The sequence below is a fragment of the Rubinisphaera italica genome (assembly GCF_007859715.1).
Lineage (GTDB): Bacteria > Planctomycetota > Planctomycetia > Planctomycetales > Planctomycetaceae > Rubinisphaera > Rubinisphaera italica.
Genome location: NZ_SJPG01000001.1, coordinates 137,490 through 155,588 on the forward strand (window position 1 = coordinate 137,490; position 18,099 = coordinate 155,588).

Below are 18,099 nucleotides of genomic sequence, written 5' to 3' on the forward strand. Positions count from 1 at the left end.
AGAATTTACAATCGTTGTCGAGACACTTGGAGAGAGATCATCATGAAAACACTTTACGGCGGAATTGAAGCAGGGGGAACCAAGTTTGTCTGTGCGGTTGGTTCCGGACCTGGTGAAATTGAAGCAATCGAGCGTTTTCCCACAACAACTCCTGAAGAAACTCTCCGGCGAACGATCGATTTCTTCCGTCATCAACAGGACGCCGGGCATCATTTTGAAGCGATTGGCATCGCTTCGTTTGGTCCGGTTGATCCTCGTCCAGATTCCGAAACGTTTGGCTACATCACCGCGACTCCCAAACCGAATTGGAGTCACACCAATTTTGTAGGGCCGATTAGCGATGCCTTTGGGATGCCGGTCGCTTTCGATATCGATGTGAATGTTGCGGCTCTGGGAGAGCATACCTGGGGTTCTGCCATCGGACTCGATACCTTTATTTACATGACCATCGGCACCGGTATTGGCGGCGGAGGCATGATCAATGGGGAATTAATGCACGGGTTGATCCATCCCGAAGTCGGTCACATTCGCATCCCACACGATCTGGAACGCGATCCCTTTCCCGGACGATGTCCTTACCATGGCGACTGTCTGGAAGGACTGGCTTGTGGTCCGGCGATTGAAGATCGCTGGAAGAAAAAAGGCTTTGAGTTGCCACCCGATCATCCCGCATGGGACCTGGAAGCTGAGTATCTGGCTTATGCAGCTCTCAATTACATTTGTACGGTTTCGCCTCAGAAAATCATTATGGGGGGCGGTGTGATGGAACAGCCGAAAATGCATGAGCTGATCCGTAAACATGTGAAACGACTCCTTAACGATTACATTCAATCGCCCACCCTTATCGATGGTCTCGATGATTTCATCGTCCCCCCGGGACTTGGGAATGAATCTGGAGTTCTTGGTGCATTCGCACTGGCCAAACATTTGCATGGATAACGGCTCAACTGGAAGCTGGGCAACATAAGGCAAGTTTGACGGTAATCCAACCTGAGGAAGCTCTATCGGTTAATTGCGTTGTTCACTGCAAGATCTCCGTTCGTTGTAACGATTATTTCGATTGCGCCAATTCCAACGGTCGTTTCGGTCGATCTCAATGATACATATGCTCTTCGAGCAGCATGCGCAGGGTTATTTTCCCTGAAAAGTATCATCGATATCTCTGGATTGGCTGAATTTCATACGATGCGTGGGACTGTTCGACAATGCGATCGATTTTTCAGCGGATGCCTGCTGATGATTTCGATACTGATCGGATGTCAAACTGAGTCAGCGACTCGGTTTGAGCCCTCTGCTTTTAAATCTGAAGTCGTTGAGACGACTGATCAGAGAGCCCAAACCACAAAGTCGCCTGGTGTCGAGTCAATTCGATTTTTGCCCCAACAGCAACGCAAAGAAACGAATTCTGTACAGGGACAAGCCGGAGCGAATTTTGTAGCACAGGCGGGAACCTCAACTCACCAAATTTCAGATGAGCCGGATTCTTCAGAAGAGACGGAGTTTCAATTGTTGAGTGATGAGGTTTTCCAGAATGTGGATCCTCTCATTCCATTTGATGTTCCCTGGCCTGACACAAAAGATGCGATTAATCAGTTGCCTGCTGATTTAAAAATCCCGTTTGTGCCTGCCGAGGAAAGTACCGTTCAGAACTTCTCAACGGTACGCAATCCTGCTCCAGAACCGGAACTTGCACCTGACCCCTTCCAGTATCCCGGACCTGCGATTCCCCGACAAAACGGACCGGCCTATTTCGATATTGAAATGATTCCGCCAGTCGCCTCAAGCCAATTGCAAATTGAACGGACTGGCGAGAATTTAACGATCATTGCCCGGGATGCTCCGCTCAGTGCTGTCGTCACAATGATTGCTCAGCAGCATGGTTTGAACGTCATTCTCAGCGAAAATCTGGAGATGGGAATTACGCTGTCTCTACAGGACGTCCCCCTTCAGGATGCACTCGACAACATTCTGGCCACAACAGGTTGCACCTGGGTTTTGCAGAAAAACATCATTCTGATCACTAAAATCAGTAAAGATTCCGACGTCCGTCCCTATGTACAGGGCCGACAAATGCGCGTCATTCCTCTTAACTTTGTCTCCGCTTCTGAAGTCGAAAAAGTTGTAACAGGATTGCTCTCGCCTGTCGGGCAAATTTTCATTCACGAAACCGATGCCCTCGATAAACGCCGCACTCAGGAACGGATTATTGTCGAAGATCTTCCGGAGTATGTTTCACGCGTCGAAAACTATGTAATCAATATCGATCGTCCGCCCCGTCAGGTGCTCATCGAAGCGCATGTCATGCAGATTAAACTGGATGATGAATGTCGGCACGGGGTCAATCTGTCCTATATATCGCAATTGGCTGGAGCGGATATCTCCGTTTCCTCAGGTGGTTTTGCCAACCCGATGGCCAGCCCGGCTTTTCTGCTCAATATCAGTGGAGGCAAAATCGATAATGTGATCGAAGCGATTCAGGATACAACAGACTCAAAAACTCTCGCTTCCCCTAAAGTTCTGGTCCTGAATGGACAGGAAGCCAAAATTCAGATCGGTGAACAAATCGGCTATAAAACGACGACGGTTACGCAAACCAGTACCGTCGAAAATGTCGATTTTCTGGATGTCGGTGTCGTGCTGAACGTCACTCCGATAATCAGCGATGACGGCAGAATCCTGATGAAGGTCAAACCGGAAGTCTCTACTGGATTCGTGAATCCGTCAACAGGCCTGCCCGATAAGGATACAACGGAAGTGGATACTACTGTCATGGTGCAGGATGGTCATGGGGTTGTCATTGGAGGATTGATTAAAGAGATCAATTCCGACCGCCAATCAAAAATCCCATTCATTGGAAGCCTGAAATACATTGGCTATGGATTTCAACGCCGCACAAAAGACAAAGAACGTAATGAAATCGTGATTACTTTGATTCCCCGTATCGTTCCCTATCAGGGTGACTATCGCTGCGTTGATCAGGATCAGTTGAATCGCTCAATGACACCACTTCTCTATGGGCCATTACTGGAAGTCCCCCGTGGAGAACCTGAATTGCTCAATTCGCGAAACAATCCCGCAAAATTGCGAATTCGACAACCTTGCCAGGGGGATTAACTCCCGCATCCAGAGCCGTATAATGACTAAGTCATCAACAGTGCTCGAAACAGATGAACTTGATGATCCTTAATTTTTATTTTTAACAATCGATTTTTATCTTGATAACGTCAGGAAACAAACATGAGCGATCACATGGAATTGCCTGCTGCATTGCAGAATCTGATAGAACGAAGAACGACACCAACCGGACGAAGGGAAGCCGATGGTGAAGGGACTCTAACAACGAATCAATACGCAGGTCGAGAGCGCAGAGCCGAGAGCAGACGCACGAGCGATGCACCTCTCGAACACATCTTAAAAGATGGTGGACAATTCCAGTGCCCGAGTTGCCATGCTGAATATCTGGTTGTAGGCACGATTGAAAATCACGCCTGTCGCGGCTGCGGAAAAACGTATCGACTCATGAAAAAGTAGACACCCGGTAGGACAGGTTTCCAGCCTGTCTTAATGTCCGTTGGCACCTATAAATGGACAGGCAAGAGCCTGTCCTACCTTCTCTAAAACCGAAACCGGTGCCTCAATCGTCCTGCCGAGGAGGTTCTGGAGCTTCAAACTTGTCGGCTGTCGGACGCAAATCTTCCTCGACTCGCTTCGTTTCGACAGGTTTAGCGGGGGCCGGCTCGCTGTAAGCCGCTTTACGCATATCCGTTTCAATGGATGTCATGCCGCGTTTGAATTCGACAAACCCCTGCCCGAGACTCCGGGCCACTTCCGGCAACCGCTTGCCGAATAACAGCAATGCAATGAAGCCGATGATTATCATTTCGGTCCAACCGGGTGAAAACATGGTCTCTCTCCCGAGATTAAGCGTTATCTCAACGCAATAAATTAGAGTAATGAACTTAAAAAATTAGCTATTGGACGATTCTGAAGACTTTTCCGATTTCGATTTCTCAGAATCGTCATCCAGACTCTCATCGATACTTGTCGTCATCCCTTTTTTGAATTCGGTAATACTTTTACCGACAGAAAACATCGCTGTGGGAAGTCGTTTGCCGAAAAGTAACAGGATGATCAGCAGCAGAATAATCAATTCAATGCCACCCGGCATTCCGGGGATAAAACCTAAACAGGTCATGATTCAATTCTCCAATTTTCACCTGAAATTGAGGGAAATCTACTCAAATTGAGCAGTGATATAATTTGAGTCCGGGGTGGACTTCGTTGAGGACAGTTAACATCGTGACTTCGCAGACAGAGCGTCGATTGGGAACCGTTCTTAATTCCTGATCGAACCTTGAATTGAACCGAGGCTTGGAGAGGGAGTCTTTCACGCTCAAGCTGTGGGGAGTATTCGACCCAATAACAGTTCAACTCAGAAAGATTCAACGTAATCTGGCGAAACCGATCTGCGAGCATCGCATGGCAGCTATTGAAAATTCAATAGCGAGAAATGCTCAAGCTGGCCACCCGGCATGTCCCACAGGGGAGTAGGAAGGTTGAGCGGTATAAAAATTATGACCATCCCACAAGCCAATGTCAATCATTGAGTTTCCCAATCAACATGCTTTTTGAGTTAATCACTTGGAATCACAAGACTTGGGGATCTGTAGCGGTTCGCGAAACCTTATCAAAAAGACCGATTTTATCATCGAGTTCCAGGGACAAAATGTTCGATAAATAGTTACAGAGCTACGATCAAATAAGAGATCGTACGAAAATATTACGAGCACAGAAAACAGTTCTATTGTTATTACTGCCTATGTCACATGATGTTACCGCGAATCGAGGGCGTCTGACTCACTGATGGATTTATGTCTTTAACCACTCTTCAATTTAACACGCTGCATAATTCCCTCAAACAGGGGACGGATAAAATTGCGGAGGCACTACGGGCAGTTTTCGATGGGGACTGGTCACTGGACTTGAGTGAGCCAATTGAATACTCAAAACTGTCTGCTCTGGAGGATTCAGGACTCGTTTTCAAACTGTCGTTGGAAAGTGAAGCAGTATATCTTCTAATTCCTGAAGGACCCATTTTGCCAGAATGGGCCAGCCAGCCAGAAGAGGAGCAGATCGGTCAGCTTGAAGAACTTGCGAAATCACTTGAGAAAACTCTGCTTCAAGACATCGATGAAACGGATCAACGAGCAACCACCTGGAGTCAGAAACTTCAGTTAACACTCGAAGAAGAAGCACTTGAGCCTCGTTGTTCTGTGATTTCAATTGAAGCCTATTCCGAAAGTGATCCCAGTTCGAATCAATTATTATATCTAATTGTGACTGCAAACATGGAAGAGAATGTTCCAGTCACTTCTGATTCTGCCCCAAAACCTGAAACACCATCTGAAAATCATCACGACGAATCCACACCAATGTCAGATACGAATACACAAACTGAAATCAATCCCAACGACTTGGTCAATCGGGTTCGTCGGGTACTCCCGTTAACGGTGAAAGTGTCTGTGCGAGTTGCCGAAAAGAAAATTGACGTTGGTCAACTCGCCAATCTCTGTCCCGGCACGCTGATCATGTTCCAGAAATCCTGCGATGACCTGCTCGATCTGTATGTGAACAATCAGCATTATGCCCAGGGCGAAGCGGTAAAAATCGGCGAGAAGTTCGGATTGAAAATCAACGCAGTCGGCATCAAGCCGCAACGCCCCCCCGGTGTGTTTACGCTTTAAAACCTGCTTGAGCCAACCGCAGCCCTTGCGATCAAAGCTGCATATTTGCGACAATAAGCGATATTTGAATCGCTCAACATAAACGCCGTAGGGTTTATACACGTGTCGCAAAAAGCAGTCGTCTTACTCAGTGGAGGACTCGATTCCACCACCACGCTCGCCATCGCTGCAGACCAGGGTTACGAACTCTACGCGCTTTCGTTCGATTACGGTCAACGCCATCAGTTCGAACTTGAAGCCGCCAAAACTCTGGCTGAGAAGTGGAACGTCACACAGCACGTCATCATCCCTCTGAACCTGGCCGCGTTTGGGGGCTCTGCTCTCACCTCCGAAATTGCAGTCCCTAAACACCGCTCGCAGGAAGAAATGAATGACGGGATCCCTGTGACGTATGTCCCAGCTCGCAATACCGTGTTCCTTTCGGTCGCCATGGGCTGGGCAGAATCCCTCGGCGCCAGCGATATCTTCATCGGCGTCAATGCCGTCGATTACAGCGGCTATCCCGATTGCCGTCCCGAGTTCATCAAGTCTTTCGAACAGCTGGCAAACCTCGCCACCAAATCAGGCGTCGAAGGAACACGCACCTGGAAAATCCATGCCCCGTTAATTCAACTGACAAAAGCCGAGATCATCCGCACAGGAACCAAACTCGGTGTCGACTACGGCTCAACCCACACCTGTTACGATCCCGACTCCGAAGGCCGCGCCTGCGGCCAATGCGACGCCTGCATATTACGACTCCAGGGCTTCGCTGAAGCCGGCCTAACCGATACAGCCGCCTATCAACCCAAGTAGACAGACAATACAATAATCATAACCAAACCTGAGTGGGTGGCACGCTCTGAGCAAAGCGAAGGGCGTGGTTTCGCAGGATCACCACGCCCATCACTGCGTTCTGGGACGTGCCACCCACTTCCATCTCATATGCAGAAAAGTAGGGTGCGTCCTGACGCACAAAAATCGAGTTCCAAATTCATTTTGACTCATTAACTGAAGTTTTGCAAAAACCCTGTTGCAAGCACGAAGCGCAAGTGAGTGAGTTTTTTTAAGATCGATTTGAAATCCCAAGAAATAAGAACGCCTGACGAAACTGAAATTGTTTTTTAACCACAGAGGCACAGAGGACACGGAGAAGTCTTGAAATCCAAGGCTTATGAAGACTTCGATTGTTTGAGCATGACAGCCATTTTCCTAAAATTTCTCTGTGTACTCTGTGCCTCTGTGGTTTTAATCTTTCTCAAGATCTGTTGAGTCATTTTCGTAGTTTGGTTTCAAACTGAAGTTTTGCAAAACTCCACTCATTAAGATTACATACGGCTAATAAAAAGAACATCCAACCCGATATTGACTCGAAGGCAAGGTGCGTCAAGACGCACCCTGCATATTTCAAACGGAATTCTATTATGACACCTCATCAACTCCCGTTGGCCACCCTCCTCGTTGTGACACTCACCTCCTTCAGTTGTGCCGCAGAACCACAGGCGGAAACAAAATCGTCCTCAAATGCTACAACCACTCTCGGTGAAGACTGGCCCGTCTTCCTCGGACCTTCCGGCATCGGGCTCTCCTCGGAGACAGGTCTGATCAAGGAATGGCCCGCTGCAGGCCCGCCGGAACTCTGGCAGGCTGAAGTCGGTACCGGATACAGTGCTCCCTCCGTTCGTGGGAATCGGGTCGTCTGTCATCATCGAATTGGTGATGAGGAAATCGTGCAATGCTTCGATGTGACCAATGGAAAAACACTCTGGAAGCATTCGAATCCCTCTCAATTCTCCGACCCCTACGGCTACAACAACGGCCCCCGCTGTTCGCCATTGCTGACCGAAACCCTCTGCTACACCTTCGGAGCCGAAGGCCGTCTGCTCTGTTTGAATCTGGAAGATGGAAAACTGATCTGGGAACGCAAAACTCACGAAGACTTCAACGTCCCGACCGCCTTCTTCGGCGTCGGAGCAACTCCCATTCTCGAAGACGGCAAACTGATTGTCCTCGTCGGCGGCCAACCCAATTCCGGCGTCGTTGCCTTTGATGCCCAATCGGGCAAAACCCTCTGGGAAAGTTGCGGCAAAGAAACCTGGAACGGGGTCGCCACCGGCTGGCGACGGCAGGAAAACTACGAGTGGACCGGCGAGGAAATGATCGTCTCCTACTCCTCACCCATCGCCGTCACCATTCACGGCAAACGACAAATCCTCTGCCTGCTCCGTCATGGGCTCGTTTCGCTCGATCCTGAAACCGGAGCCGAGAATTTTCATTACTGGTTCCGCGCGCAGGTCCATGAATCGGTCAATGCTGCCCGGCCTGTTGTCATCGGCAATCGCATTCTCCTGACAGCCGCCTATCAGACAGGAGCCGCCTATCTGGAAGTAGCCGAAGATAGCAAAAGCGTGAAAGAAATCTGGCGCGATACCGAAAACCTGCTCTGCCACTGGTCCACACCCATCCCCGTCGGCAAGTACATCTACGGCTTCAGCGGCCGTCACGAAAACGGCTCCACCCTCCGCTGCCTCGAACTGGAAACGGGCAAAGTTGTCTGGGAAACCACCGGCTGGGAAGGCCCGCTCGATCACCTCTCCCCCGCATCAAGCAGAAGCGTCAAAAATTCGAAGACAGACACCATCGACCCCTGGCCCTACTACGGCCGCGGCTCAAGCATCTGGCTCGACGGACAATTCCTCATCATCGGAGAACGCGGCACCGTCGCCCTCATCGAAGCCACCCCCGACCACTTCCACGAACTCAACCGCTTCAAACCCAACCAACTCAACTACCCCGCCTGGACAGCCCCAGTCCTGAGCCGGGGACGATTGTTTTTGAGAAGCGAAACAGCACTGATGTGTTATGATTTGCGGAAGCCAACAAAACAATGAAATAATCAACTCGCGTAGCTCAACAATACCAAGAGATTGCCAGTTCATAAAAACATTTGCATGCTACTTAATGTTATGGTTCCAAGAACTCAACTCTGAGAAAATAAGGCAAATGTTTTTTATGTCCCGTGCATTATTGATATGGATTCTCCTCTTAAGCTTTACAACTTCAAATGCACTGAGTGTTAATGCTGATACTCCCCGTTACATTTCTTGGGATAATTGCGTCTTGCCCGAAATTGATCTCGATTTCCCATGTACCAACCCAACTTACCTTATCAATGACGAAAGAGTACCCAGAGACATCGTCCTAACAGACAAAGCAGCGAGGGCGGGGATCATGAACGCAAAAATTAAAGACCTTAAGAGATATCGTGATGAATACTCCATTAACTATAAGCGTTTCAAAGACATAACTAATCGCGAAGCGGTATCTCGCCCCTTTGTTGTCACAGTTGATATACGTTGTATGAATCAAAAGGGACAGTCAAGAAGGAATCGAATTGATCTACTATTAGAACTTCCAGCCGACTTTGAAGAAATATTCACTAAAGAGGCAAAGTTAGAGCTAAAAAGAAGAGAGCAAGAAGAAAAGCGTAGAATTGCTCAAAAGAAATCGAAGGAAAATGAAGACCGAGAAAATAACGTAAGAGCAATTAGAGTAGAAAGGGAAGAAGCTCATGCCATCAATCAGCTAATCAACCCTCCTGATCACGTGATGATGCACATGCTGATATTTCTCGGGATAGTTGCAGTGTTACTTGTTCCAATAGACATGCTGTCACTTGCAGTTATTGAAAGGATGATTCTGCGTCATAAAGAGGTAGATATTAATTCATCCTCTAAAACTCAACTCATGTTTTGCTTTAAATGCGCACTTGGAACAGTGATTATATGGTTTTTCTCTCGCTTGTTTAGCCCTTCGATTGCATATGAAGTATTTGGCATTTATTCCGTCCCACAACTTATTGCTTCTTCGCTGGTAACTCTGATTAGTGGTCGTTTAATATTAACATATGTCCTATTAATGAATGATAATATGTTTAGTAGGAATAAACTCTTGCCGGCTGTTATTTATTTTAACTTATTTGTGTTCCTGATAATGTCATTGATGTTTGGTTTGATCGTTATGCTTTCGAATTTATCTGAAATGTTTGAAATTTACTTACCTGCCTTTTAATTCCATCGACTGGTGGCTGGGGTCGTAGCGAAGCTCCAAGAATTCGGCGCATGTCTCGACAGACATTGGCAGTTGGGCCCCTGTGAAAACTCGCTGGATTCAACGGAACTTCCACCAAATTCTCGTGTCCTACCCTTGTTAGAATCCATTCTCCTTCCCGTTCACCCACGAATGCTATCTGGATGGGTGAGTTTTCAAGAAATTCCGGCTATATTCTGATCATACAGTCCTAAAATATTGGGATGATGTGAATCGAAACCAACCCCGTTATTGTAGATGAAATAAAGTTAGACCATGTCGCAGCCAGCCCAATTGAAGTTTTTGACTGAAGATCAAGTCCGCCAAATCGCTTCCAGCCACGATTTGCCGTTGTATGTCTATTCCAAGAGCAAACTCGATGAAAATGCGAAAAAGCTGACGTCGTGGCAGGCGCCTTATGGGGTGACGCTTCGATTTGCCATGAAAGCGAATCCGTTTCCTGAGGTGATTGCTCAGATCTATTCGCACGGAATCGGAATCGATGCCAGCTCAGGCTACGAGGCTGAAGTCGCCATGCAGGCGGGCGTAAAACCAGCAGACATTCAGATCACTTCGCAGCAGATGCCGGATGATCTTGAGGAACTGATCAAGCAGGGCGTGAAGTTCAATGCCTGTTCGCTGCATCAATTGGAAACCTACGGCAAAATTGCTCCCAGCACTTCCGTCGGCGTGCGAATCAATCCCGGCAAGGGGACGGGCGAAGGACTCAATAATCGTCTCACCACAGCCGGAGTCGCGGCTAGCTTTGGGATCTGGCATGAATACATTGATCAGGTACATGAGCTGGCCAAAACGTATGATCTGACCATCGATATGGTGCACACCCATGCCGGCACAGGTGGCGATCCCGATAAATGGCTCGAAGTGACAACACGAAACATGGAAATCGTCGAGAAGTTTCCGACGGCGACCAAAACCAGCATTGGCGGCGGCTTCAAAGTCGGACGGATGCCGGGCGAAAAGTCGGCTCAGATCGATGTGATCTCTCCGCCAATCGCAAAACTGCTGGAGGAGTTTCATGAAAGAACCGGCCGCAAGATTCATCTGGAAGTCGAGCCGGGCTCGTTTCTGGTGGTCAATATCGGCGCCCTCATCACCGAAATCATCGACATTAAAGACACCGGCAGCGAAGGCTACAACTTCATCCTGATCAACGCAGGCATGACCGAAATCCTCCGCCCGTCCCTTTACGGAGCCCAGCATCCTCTCGTCGTCGTTCCCAGAGAAGACAGACCCGCTGGTGAGGTGGTCGATTACGCAGTCAGTGGTCATTGCTGCGAAAGCGGCGACATGCTGACAGTCGCAGAGGGCGATCCCGAACGTCTCGAACCAAGATCACTGCAAAAAGCAGAACTCGGCGATTATCTCATCGTCGAAGACGTCGGCGCCTACTGCGCAGGAATGCGAGCCGGTTCTTACAATTCGTTTCCGCTGACCAAAGAGGTTATGGTTGATTAAGTTATTGGAAAGACTCTCCATTGAATGGGTCTCATCATGCAGGAATTCAAAGTTATCCCACATCAGTCAATCGGCCCAATACATCTGGGGATGCTTCGGGATAATGTCCGGCAGATTTTTGGATATCCCAATTCAGTCGAACAAGCTCATGTGAAGTGGGGTATCCACTGGCCGGATCGGGATTTCTTTTTCAGGAACGCATTTCAGGTAACTTATAATTCCGAATTTGAGGTGACTCATATTGAAGTTGCCAGTGAGCCGGATTATGTCGTAACGTTTGCAGGAATTAATGTTCATACTGCCAACCCGCGGGAAGTGATCGCCGCTCTTGAAAAACTGGCTCCCGTTGACAACGAATTCCGAGAGTATCCAGTTAACCTCTGGTCTCCAGATCTCGATTTGAATCTATTTCGATCTCAAACTAATGATGGAAATTTCGAGACGATCGGAATCAGCATTCCTACCAGCTGATTGCCTGATAAACTGAGCCCGAAATAATGTTGGGTTACGCGTTCCACTAATCCAACCTACAGAACTACAGGACTTCGCAGGAATGCGGGCCGGTTCTTACAATTCGTTTCCGCTGACCAAAGTATTGTGACAGATAGCCTACGACTTCACTATCATTATTTCATCGGATACTCTGAAGGCAGGCTTTCGAAGTCCCTATTAACCTGAGCACAATGATCGATGTCAGTTCAGTCCTACGATTTACTGCAGCGTATATTGGCAGTGTTCTCAATTTTATTAATTGTCAAAGTGACGATTGGCATCGTGCTGGGATATAATTTTTATCTGCCTCCTGACTTCAATTCTGATTTTCTTCGTGGACGGGAAGATTATTTCTATGGCGTTTATTGCTGGGCGTTCTATGTCCACATCATTTCCGGGCCAATCACATTATTTTTGGGCTTATTGTTACTTAGCGAACCACTTCGCAATGCTTATCCACATTGGCATCGCTGCATGGGACGGTGTCAGGGGCTAATCGCTCTGTTTTTGTTGGCCCCCAGTGGGCTTTGGATGTCGCAGTACGCTTCCGGGGGAACGGCAGCAACAATCAGTTTAGCGTTACTGAGTTGTCTGACAGCAGTCGCTGTAGGGTTGGGATGGAATGCCGCGTTGCAACGTCGGTTCGAACTTCACCGCCGCTGGATGTTGCGAAGCTACCTAATGATCTGCTCTGCGGTCGTGCTGCGTCTACTGGGTGGACTGGGAAGTTTACTTGGAGAGGTGCCTTCGTGGTATGATCCCGCTACAACGTGGTTAAGCTGGCTTGTGCCTCTGATAATTTTTGAAATCTATCAGGCTCGGAATCCAAAATCGAAGCCGTATCGGAAGAGCTGATTTAATCATGTTCTTCGATGGCCTTGGTTATCTCGACTGCAGAGGGAAAAGACTTCGATCATTGTATTTGTCGTTCGAAGTTGCTCAGCGTTGGCTGAACTCTGATCGCTTCGTAAGCGACTCTGCCAAAAGCAATTGCCTCGCGAGATTTTACTACTGCAGAACGAACTGAACTACAATCGGGAACGAGTTAAAAGCCCTCATGATATAATATCTCATTGTCCTCGCTGGTGGCAGTGATCAATGCGCGTAAAATATCTTGCGAAATTTCTGCACTAAGAAATGTTACACGGCCATCGGCGAAGAGCACGTTCATTCCAGATTGATGTGGTAAGCGAGAATCATTGGAAATTTTCAGGAAAGAAGCTTCGCTTGCGTCTTGAGGGGCCATCCAATGGACGGCGTCTTCTTCAGGCATTTCGACAATTAAAAGAGTTTGGGCAAGTCCGTCTCCATTGGAGATTGTGTTCAACTCCCTTCCTTCAGTGGCTTGAATACAACTGTCCGTCGTCACGATCGCTAAATATGAAGTATGTGTAGCAGGGCTACTGGATTCAGGGCATCGATAAATGTCAGGAGTCGTATTGAAGGCCTTCAAGTTTGCCGGGCTGTCCCATGGCTGGTTGAGGTCAATTTGACGATACAAGGCTACATTATTTAGGAACGGGAGGAGTAAAGTACGCCAGCTGTGCAATCGATGGCCCTGGGCGTCAACCGTGTATGCTGGTGGCAGAGTACCGTAAGTGTCTGCATAGTTATACAGAGCAATTCCAATATTTCTCAGGTTATTTACGCACTGTGATCTTCGAGCCGCTGGACCCGCCCTCCGGGTGCCCGGCAGCATTAAAGCAATAAGGACTCCAACAATGAGTACGGCGATGCCAACTTCAACCACTTTCAAACCGGCTCGACATTTCTCAGAATCAAATCCTTCTGCTTTTTTCGAAAAGTTGCTATTCATGTTGTCATCAGTTTCTGGTGATTTGGAAGCCAGTGTTTCGGATCTCTCACTATCCTATCATGATTTGTTGAACTACAGCAAAAGGAAACTGTAATTTTGTTTCATCGAGGACGTGCTCTGTTGAGCTTATAATGATGTTCTTAAATTACTAATCTGCACTGAGGCGGATATGCAATCCGCCTTACTGCCCACCGCCAGCGAAGCTGAAAGTGAAGACATCTGTGATATCTGTAAACACAGGTTGCATGCCGAGGCGGACGTAGCGGCGGTCGGGGGAGACGACTGCGGTGGCATTGAGTTGCACACCCGAGTTGACTGGTGCGACAACGGGTGAGAAGCCGACGGCTCCGAAATTGTTGTTTTGTTGTAGTTGCGGTAGGACGTAGGAATGCGGCTTACGATACTGGTTTCGTAAATCGTGCAGCGTGAAGGCGGTTTCCTGTTTCTTTTGCTTGATGGTCTGCTTGATCGGTTCAAAGACGGGGGCTTGCTGAGTGCGTCGGCCCTGATGTAGCGAGATCCTGAATTTCTTCTCGGCTTTGTCGAAAACAACATTCACCATTTCAGTATTTTCGTGATCCGTCCCGGCATAGCGTGTTACTGTCAAACGTGCCCGATTACCGACGATTCGACCGGAGTTGTGTCGGACCGTGACAACATAATCCCCCGGAGCGGCGAATGCACAGACATAGTCTTCATAACACTCCGCCTGATTCGGCCCTGCTCCTTCATGAAGGAGTGAGCCGCCGGATGCGGTATGGGGTTGAGCGAAGGAGCATTCGGTGCCGAGTGGTTCCTGAATAATTAAATCGAGATCGGCATCGCCTGACCAGGTCAGTTTTAATTGCAAATCGCGGATGAGTGCCTGCTGCAGGGTTTCGGTCATGCGATTCGCCTCTTCGGCCCGGCCTTCGTTTTCGAGGCGGAGTTTCCAGTCAGAGAGTAGCTTGATTGCCAGATCGTGCTGTTTTTGAAAGCCATCGTACCAGAAGTAAGTCAGAATTCCTGAAGCCGCCCAGGTCAGGCTCTCGATATCCTGCGTTTTGTCGGCCAGTTTTAAACCGAGCAGGTATGGCTCGGGACGGGTTGGTTCGAGTCGTGAGACCTGTCGATACATTTTGAGTGCCTGCTTGTGAGCTCCCAGACGAACCAGATAGGCCGCAGAACCGAGAAGATTGGGGACATCGCGGACGTTGAAGTCCGTCATGGAAAGCAGGATCCGTTCGACTTCCTGCTCGGGACGCCCTTCGATTTGCATGGATAACGCGAGGACTTCATACATCCAGGGTTCTGGCTGACCTGCTCTTAAAGCCTCTTCAAGGGCGACAGTGATATGATCGAAATGTTTGTCTCGCTGCAACTTTTGAATCATTCTGCGAACTTGAGTTCCTTCCCGTTTCGTTGAGAAGTACTGCTTCCAGAGTTCGCGATTGGGAGAGGCCTGCAGATTTTGGAGGGGATCGATCTCATCCTGAAAAAAGGTGACTGGAACAGAACTTTGCAGCAGAGGAAAGCAAAGGTTTTGAGCCGCGAGAGAGAATTTTTCCAATAAAAAAGCGAACTGAGAAACAGTGTTCTCAGTTCGCTCGATAATTACCAACTGGTTATTGCAATATTCGCAATGGTGCAGAGAGGTTACTGGTTTTTTTTTGCAGTTGGCAGAGTCGCAGGAGGAATGCTGAAGAAGCCTCCACCGCCACCCTGTTGACCGCCGAATTGACCACCACCGCCACCGCCAAACTGTCCACCTTGCTGACCGCCATTGACACCGCCGCCACCGAGCAGGCCGCCACCACCACCCAATTGCTGGACAGGGATAACAAGGTCGGTGACTGGATAAACGCGGGTTTCAGTCGCTTCTTCGGCTTTGAGGACGGTTGTGATTTTCATCACTTCATCTTCAATGACCCAGGTCAACTCAACTGGAGTCGGTGTCTGTTCCAGCATGATTTTCAGTGCAGACTTGAGCCGAATTCCTGAGATGAAGATGTTCACAGGCTCATCAGTCGAAATACCTTCGTCGTCAAGAGTGACGACATCGAGTCGAATATTGATATTGTGCAGTTCACCGATAATTTGCAAGGCATCGACAAGAGGAGTATCGACAAATTGAAGTTCGGTTTCTTCTTCCAGAGCGGCTCGAATTCGTCGCTCGGCTGCGGAATCGTCTTTCAAATCGACAGACTTCCAGATGCTGCGTCGTTCGGTCAAAGCCTTCCAGACGGGAGCAGCTGGATATCGAATTGGAGGTTCATCCGGGAATGGAACGTGTGAGAATTCGACCTGCGTCAAAGTTTCCAGGAAGCGGTCTGCTCGTAACGCTCGTAAGTAACGGGCATCTTCCAACTGACCGGCCGCTTCAGCGGAGAAGCGGGCTGCAGCAGCGGTTCCGCTGAAAGGAACCAGTTCGACTGCGGCTTCTGCAACCGATTCCGCTTGTGCATAAGCAGCTGGTTCGCCGTGAAAACCATCGTCGAGAAGGGCTCGAACCTGATCGATTAATTGTTCCAAGCGTTCTTCTTCAAGATACAGGCCTTCGATGGCTCGTCGACGTGCTTCAACTTCAGCCAGTTCCTGTTCGAAACGAATTCGATTATTACGGAACTGTTCGCGTTGGGCACGAACCTGCTGAGTCACATCCAGTAGTTTTCGTTCGAGATTTCGTTTCAATTCTGGATCGATATCCGCTGCAATGCGAACATTCCCGGCCATCCCCTTCAGGATAGAGATAGCCGCATCGGGGTCGTCCTGAACGATTGATCGAGCCTGTTCAATAGCCCGGTTGACTTCCAGTGCCAGCTTTTCACCAGCAGCTTTGGACCGATTTTTGAATCGTTGAATCAAATCCTGTTCGATATCAGTTGGTGCGTCGGTTCGTCCTTCAAGTGCCGAGGGTTCACCAGGAACAACAACAGGAGCGTCTGTGTTGTCTTCGCCGGGGACCACCGCAGAATCATCCTGCAGCAAGGCGACCTGACGAACATCGAGTAATTTTGCTGCGGCCTTATTACTGGGGTCAAACTGTAACAGAGCGTGTGAAATCGCGACCGATTCCTTTGTCTTTCCAGCATGAGCTGCAGAATTAGCGGCTTCGAGCATGCCTGCAACATGTAGTTCAAACTGATTTTTTGCAGAACTGAGAACAACCTGGCCAGCCGTCGGTACACTCAAGCCCTTGTCCTGATCTGCTCGCAACCACAATGCTCGCAGTGAAGGGTGACCAGCAACAGCCGTTGAATAATTTTCAACATGAAACCCGATTTGATTGTTATTCTCATCACTCAAATCGATGCTCAGACCCTTTGTCGCTTCTTCAATCTTGCCGAGATAAATCGTTTCGCGATCGGATCGCAACGGCAATGCGGCATGCGGATAAAGTTCGATGCCTTCGGTCACTTCGACCTGACTTGGATACCAGACGGGTGTCGAGATTGCTTTATTGATCGCAGCAACGGTTTCATTTACGGGCTGGCCCACTTGATCCTGAAGGACAATTCCACCACTTCGCAGAGCCAGAACGCCGAGCAACTGCATGTCGACTTGAGAGCCGAGGGCATAGCTGACAACAGGAGTTTGTTTATCTGCAAGAGCTTTTGTCAGTTCCTGCATTTTAGTTTCAGAAATTAAATTCGCAGCACTGAATCCATCGCCCACATACACGATCACGCTACTCTTGCTGGCGTCTAAACTTTTCAGCGAAGCTTCCACGGCTCCAGAAAGATCGGTTGAACCAGCGGGAATTCGATTGTTCAATGCTGCAGTGATTGAATTCACTTTTTCAGCAGTCATCGATTCGAATGAGTCCGTCAACGCAGTTTGAGACAGATCAATTGCCCAGACTGCAGCGGATGTCTGCTCAGGAAGTTGTGAGAGCAATTCCCGCACCACGGAAATCGACTGTTCCCGGTATTCGCCCATCTGGCTGGCGGAGGTGTCGACCAGAACCAGCACCTGTTCCGGTGCTCGGGATTTTACAGCCACCTGAGACAAGCTCAGTCCGACAGCAGCATAATCGCGGCCTTCCGGTGTCCGGTAAACTTCAAGGGTAGGAGAACTGGTGGTTTCTCCGGCAACGCTCAGTGAACTGAACGTTGTAGTTCCTGCACAAAGCAGGGCTGCTGCTAGCCAAAATCGTGATCGCTTCATAGTGATGCATCTCCCGGGGCAGGCCCGTTGCATGCGGTCGTGGAAATCGGTATGGCCTCTCAACAAATCAAAGCCAGCCCGGACCGCTCGGTGTCATTCGATAGTGGACGCGAAAATCTCTGCGAATGAATAATGAGATTATCAAGTCATATTAAAATGGATTGTATCCTCAGTTTCGACCCCCTTTGAAGCTTTTTCTTCCGAAAATCATCAGAGTTAGCAGAATTGATCAGATTCCTCCCGAGCAGACGTCAGGGCAGAAACGGCAGTCCCAACCCGCAAAACCCTCAAACTTTCACTAACCGATACCAGACAACCTCTCAACCACTGATCTGTTAGCTAAGGCGGTCATGG

At 48.8% G+C, this 18,099-nt stretch carries 15 protein-coding genes; 10 read left to right on the top strand and 5 right to left on the bottom strand.

Translation table 11 applies throughout. The features are described from left to right. Window positions 1-42 precede the first annotated feature (42 nt). From Pan54_RS00555 to Pan54_RS00565, 3 genes are all read left to right on the top strand, one after another. Window positions 43-939 (top strand): ROK family protein, encoded by an 897-nt coding sequence (locus tag Pan54_RS00555; RefSeq protein ID WP_146501558.1) that lies wholly within the window; start codon window positions 43-45, stop codon window positions 937-939. Between the two features lie 246 nt (window positions 940-1,185). After that, a complete protein-coding gene (locus tag Pan54_RS00560) occupies window positions 1,186-3,114 on the top strand; it encodes a hypothetical protein (RefSeq protein ID WP_146501559.1) in 1,929 nt (642 codons plus the stop codon). A gap of 123 nt (window positions 3,115-3,237) precedes the next feature. Beyond that, complete coding sequence (locus Pan54_RS00565) at window positions 3,238-3,531, top strand: hypothetical protein (protein WP_146501560.1); 294 nt, start codon at window positions 3,238-3,240, stop codon at window positions 3,529-3,531. Window positions 3,532-3,634: 103 nt separating this feature from the next. Here the strand turns inward: Pan54_RS00565 and Pan54_RS00570 are convergent, their stop codons facing one another. Continuing rightward, window positions 3,635-3,904: a Sec-independent protein translocase subunit TatA/TatB gene (locus Pan54_RS00570; protein WP_146501561.1), complete on the bottom strand. Its 270-nt coding sequence runs from the start codon at window positions 3,902-3,904 to the stop codon at window positions 3,635-3,637. A 63-nt stretch (window positions 3,905-3,967) separates the two neighbouring features. Next, the gene (locus tag Pan54_RS00575) at window positions 3,968-4,195 is read right to left on the bottom strand and encodes a twin-arginine translocase TatA/TatE family subunit (protein ID WP_165441500.1); all 228 of its coding nucleotides are present in this window, start codon (window positions 4,193-4,195) and stop codon (window positions 3,968-3,970) included. A 676-nt stretch (window positions 4,196-4,871) separates the two neighbouring features. Between Pan54_RS00575 and Pan54_RS00580 the strand changes: the two genes are divergently transcribed. The 7 genes from Pan54_RS00580 to Pan54_RS00610 all read left to right on the top strand — a co-directional run bounded on the left by Pan54_RS00580 (window position 4,872) and on the right by Pan54_RS00610 (window position 12,638). Beyond that, entirely contained in the window at window positions 4,872-5,744 is an 873-nt protein-coding gene (locus Pan54_RS00580) for a FliM/FliN family flagellar motor C-terminal domain-containing protein (RefSeq protein WP_146501562.1), read from the top strand. 102 nt (window positions 5,745-5,846) lie between these two features. Beyond that, window positions 5,847-6,539: a 7-cyano-7-deazaguanine synthase QueC gene (gene queC / locus Pan54_RS00585; protein ID WP_242631176.1), complete on the top strand. Its 693-nt coding sequence runs from the start codon at window positions 5,847-5,849 to the stop codon at window positions 6,537-6,539. 608 nt (window positions 6,540-7,147) lie between these two features. Further along, window positions 7,148-8,614, top strand: coding sequence for a PQQ-binding-like beta-propeller repeat protein (locus tag Pan54_RS00590; protein WP_146501564.1), 1,467 nt, complete (start codon window positions 7,148-7,150; stop codon window positions 8,612-8,614). A 121-nt stretch (window positions 8,615-8,735) separates the two neighbouring features. After that, complete coding sequence (locus tag Pan54_RS00595) at window positions 8,736-9,794, top strand: hypothetical protein (protein ID WP_146501565.1); 1,059 nt, start codon at window positions 8,736-8,738, stop codon at window positions 9,792-9,794. Between the two features lie 294 nt (window positions 9,795-10,088). Continuing rightward, window positions 10,089-11,291 carry a diaminopimelate decarboxylase gene (locus Pan54_RS00600; protein ID WP_146501566.1) on the top strand — a complete coding sequence of 401 codons (1,203 nt, stop codon included), beginning with the start codon at window positions 10,089-10,091 and terminating at the stop codon, window positions 11,289-11,291. Between the two features lie 36 nt (window positions 11,292-11,327). Further along, the gene (locus tag Pan54_RS00605) at window positions 11,328-11,762 is read left to right on the top strand and encodes a hypothetical protein (protein ID WP_146501567.1); all 435 of its coding nucleotides are present in this window, start codon (window positions 11,328-11,330) and stop codon (window positions 11,760-11,762) included. A gap of 219 nt (window positions 11,763-11,981) precedes the next feature. Then, a complete protein-coding gene (locus Pan54_RS00610; RefSeq protein WP_146501568.1) occupies window positions 11,982-12,638 on the top strand; it encodes a DUF2306 domain-containing protein in 657 nt (218 codons plus the stop codon). Window positions 12,639-12,828: 190 nt separating this feature from the next. On the opposite strand, the gene Pan54_RS00615 is transcribed toward Pan54_RS00610, so the two are convergent. From Pan54_RS00615 to Pan54_RS00625, 3 genes are all read right to left on the bottom strand, one after another. Then, window positions 12,829-13,599, bottom strand: coding sequence for a DUF1559 family PulG-like putative transporter (locus tag Pan54_RS00615; protein WP_146501569.1), 771 nt, complete (start codon window positions 13,597-13,599; stop codon window positions 12,829-12,831). A gap of 181 nt (window positions 13,600-13,780) precedes the next feature. After that, a complete protein-coding gene (locus Pan54_RS00620) occupies window positions 13,781-15,148 on the bottom strand; it encodes a hypothetical protein (RefSeq protein WP_146501570.1) in 1,368 nt (455 codons plus the stop codon). Between the two features lie 86 nt (window positions 15,149-15,234). Continuing rightward, the gene (locus tag Pan54_RS00625; RefSeq protein WP_165441501.1) at window positions 15,235-17,745 is read right to left on the bottom strand and encodes a hypothetical protein; all 2,511 of its coding nucleotides are present in this window, start codon (window positions 17,743-17,745) and stop codon (window positions 15,235-15,237) included. Between the last annotated feature and the right edge of the window lie 354 nt (window positions 17,746-18,099).

Bases quoted from the DNA above. Each gene is read 5' to 3' on its own strand.
- Pan54_RS00560 (WP_146501559.1), top strand. From the start codon at position 1,186: ATGCGTGGGACTGTTCGACAATGCGATCGATTTTTCAGCGGATGCCTG.
- Pan54_RS00605 (WP_146501567.1), top strand. From the start codon at position 11,328: ATGCAGGAATTCAAAGTTATCCCACATCAGTCAATCGGCCCAATACAT.
- Pan54_RS00580 (WP_146501562.1), top strand. From the start codon at position 4,872: ATGTCTTTAACCACTCTTCAATTTAACACGCTGCATAATTCCCTCAAA.
- Pan54_RS00575 (WP_165441500.1), bottom strand. From the start codon at position 4,195: ATGACCTGTTTAGGTTTTATCCCCGGAATGCCGGGTGGCATTGAATTG.
- Pan54_RS00555 (WP_146501558.1), top strand. From the start codon at position 43: ATGAAAACACTTTACGGCGGAATTGAAGCAGGGGGAACCAAGTTTGTC.
- Pan54_RS00610 (WP_146501568.1), top strand. From the start codon at position 11,982: ATGTCAGTTCAGTCCTACGATTTACTGCAGCGTATATTGGCAGTGTTC.
- Pan54_RS00595 (WP_146501565.1), top strand. From the start codon at position 8,736: ATGTCCCGTGCATTATTGATATGGATTCTCCTCTTAAGCTTTACAACT.
- Pan54_RS00570 (WP_146501561.1), bottom strand. From the start codon at position 3,904: ATGTTTTCACCCGGTTGGACCGAAATGATAATCATCGGCTTCATTGCA.
- Pan54_RS00590 (WP_146501564.1), top strand. From the start codon at position 7,148: ATGACACCTCATCAACTCCCGTTGGCCACCCTCCTCGTTGTGACACTC.
- Pan54_RS00600 (WP_146501566.1), top strand. From the start codon at position 10,089: ATGTCGCAGCCAGCCCAATTGAAGTTTTTGACTGAAGATCAAGTCCGC.
- Pan54_RS00625 (WP_165441501.1), bottom strand. From the start codon at position 17,745: ATGAAGCGATCACGATTTTGGCTAGCAGCAGCCCTGCTTTGTGCAGGA.
- Pan54_RS00565 (WP_146501560.1), top strand. From the start codon at position 3,238: ATGAGCGATCACATGGAATTGCCTGCTGCATTGCAGAATCTGATAGAA.
- Pan54_RS00615 (WP_146501569.1), bottom strand. From the start codon at position 13,599: ATGAATAGCAACTTTTCGAAAAAAGCAGAAGGATTTGATTCTGAGAAA.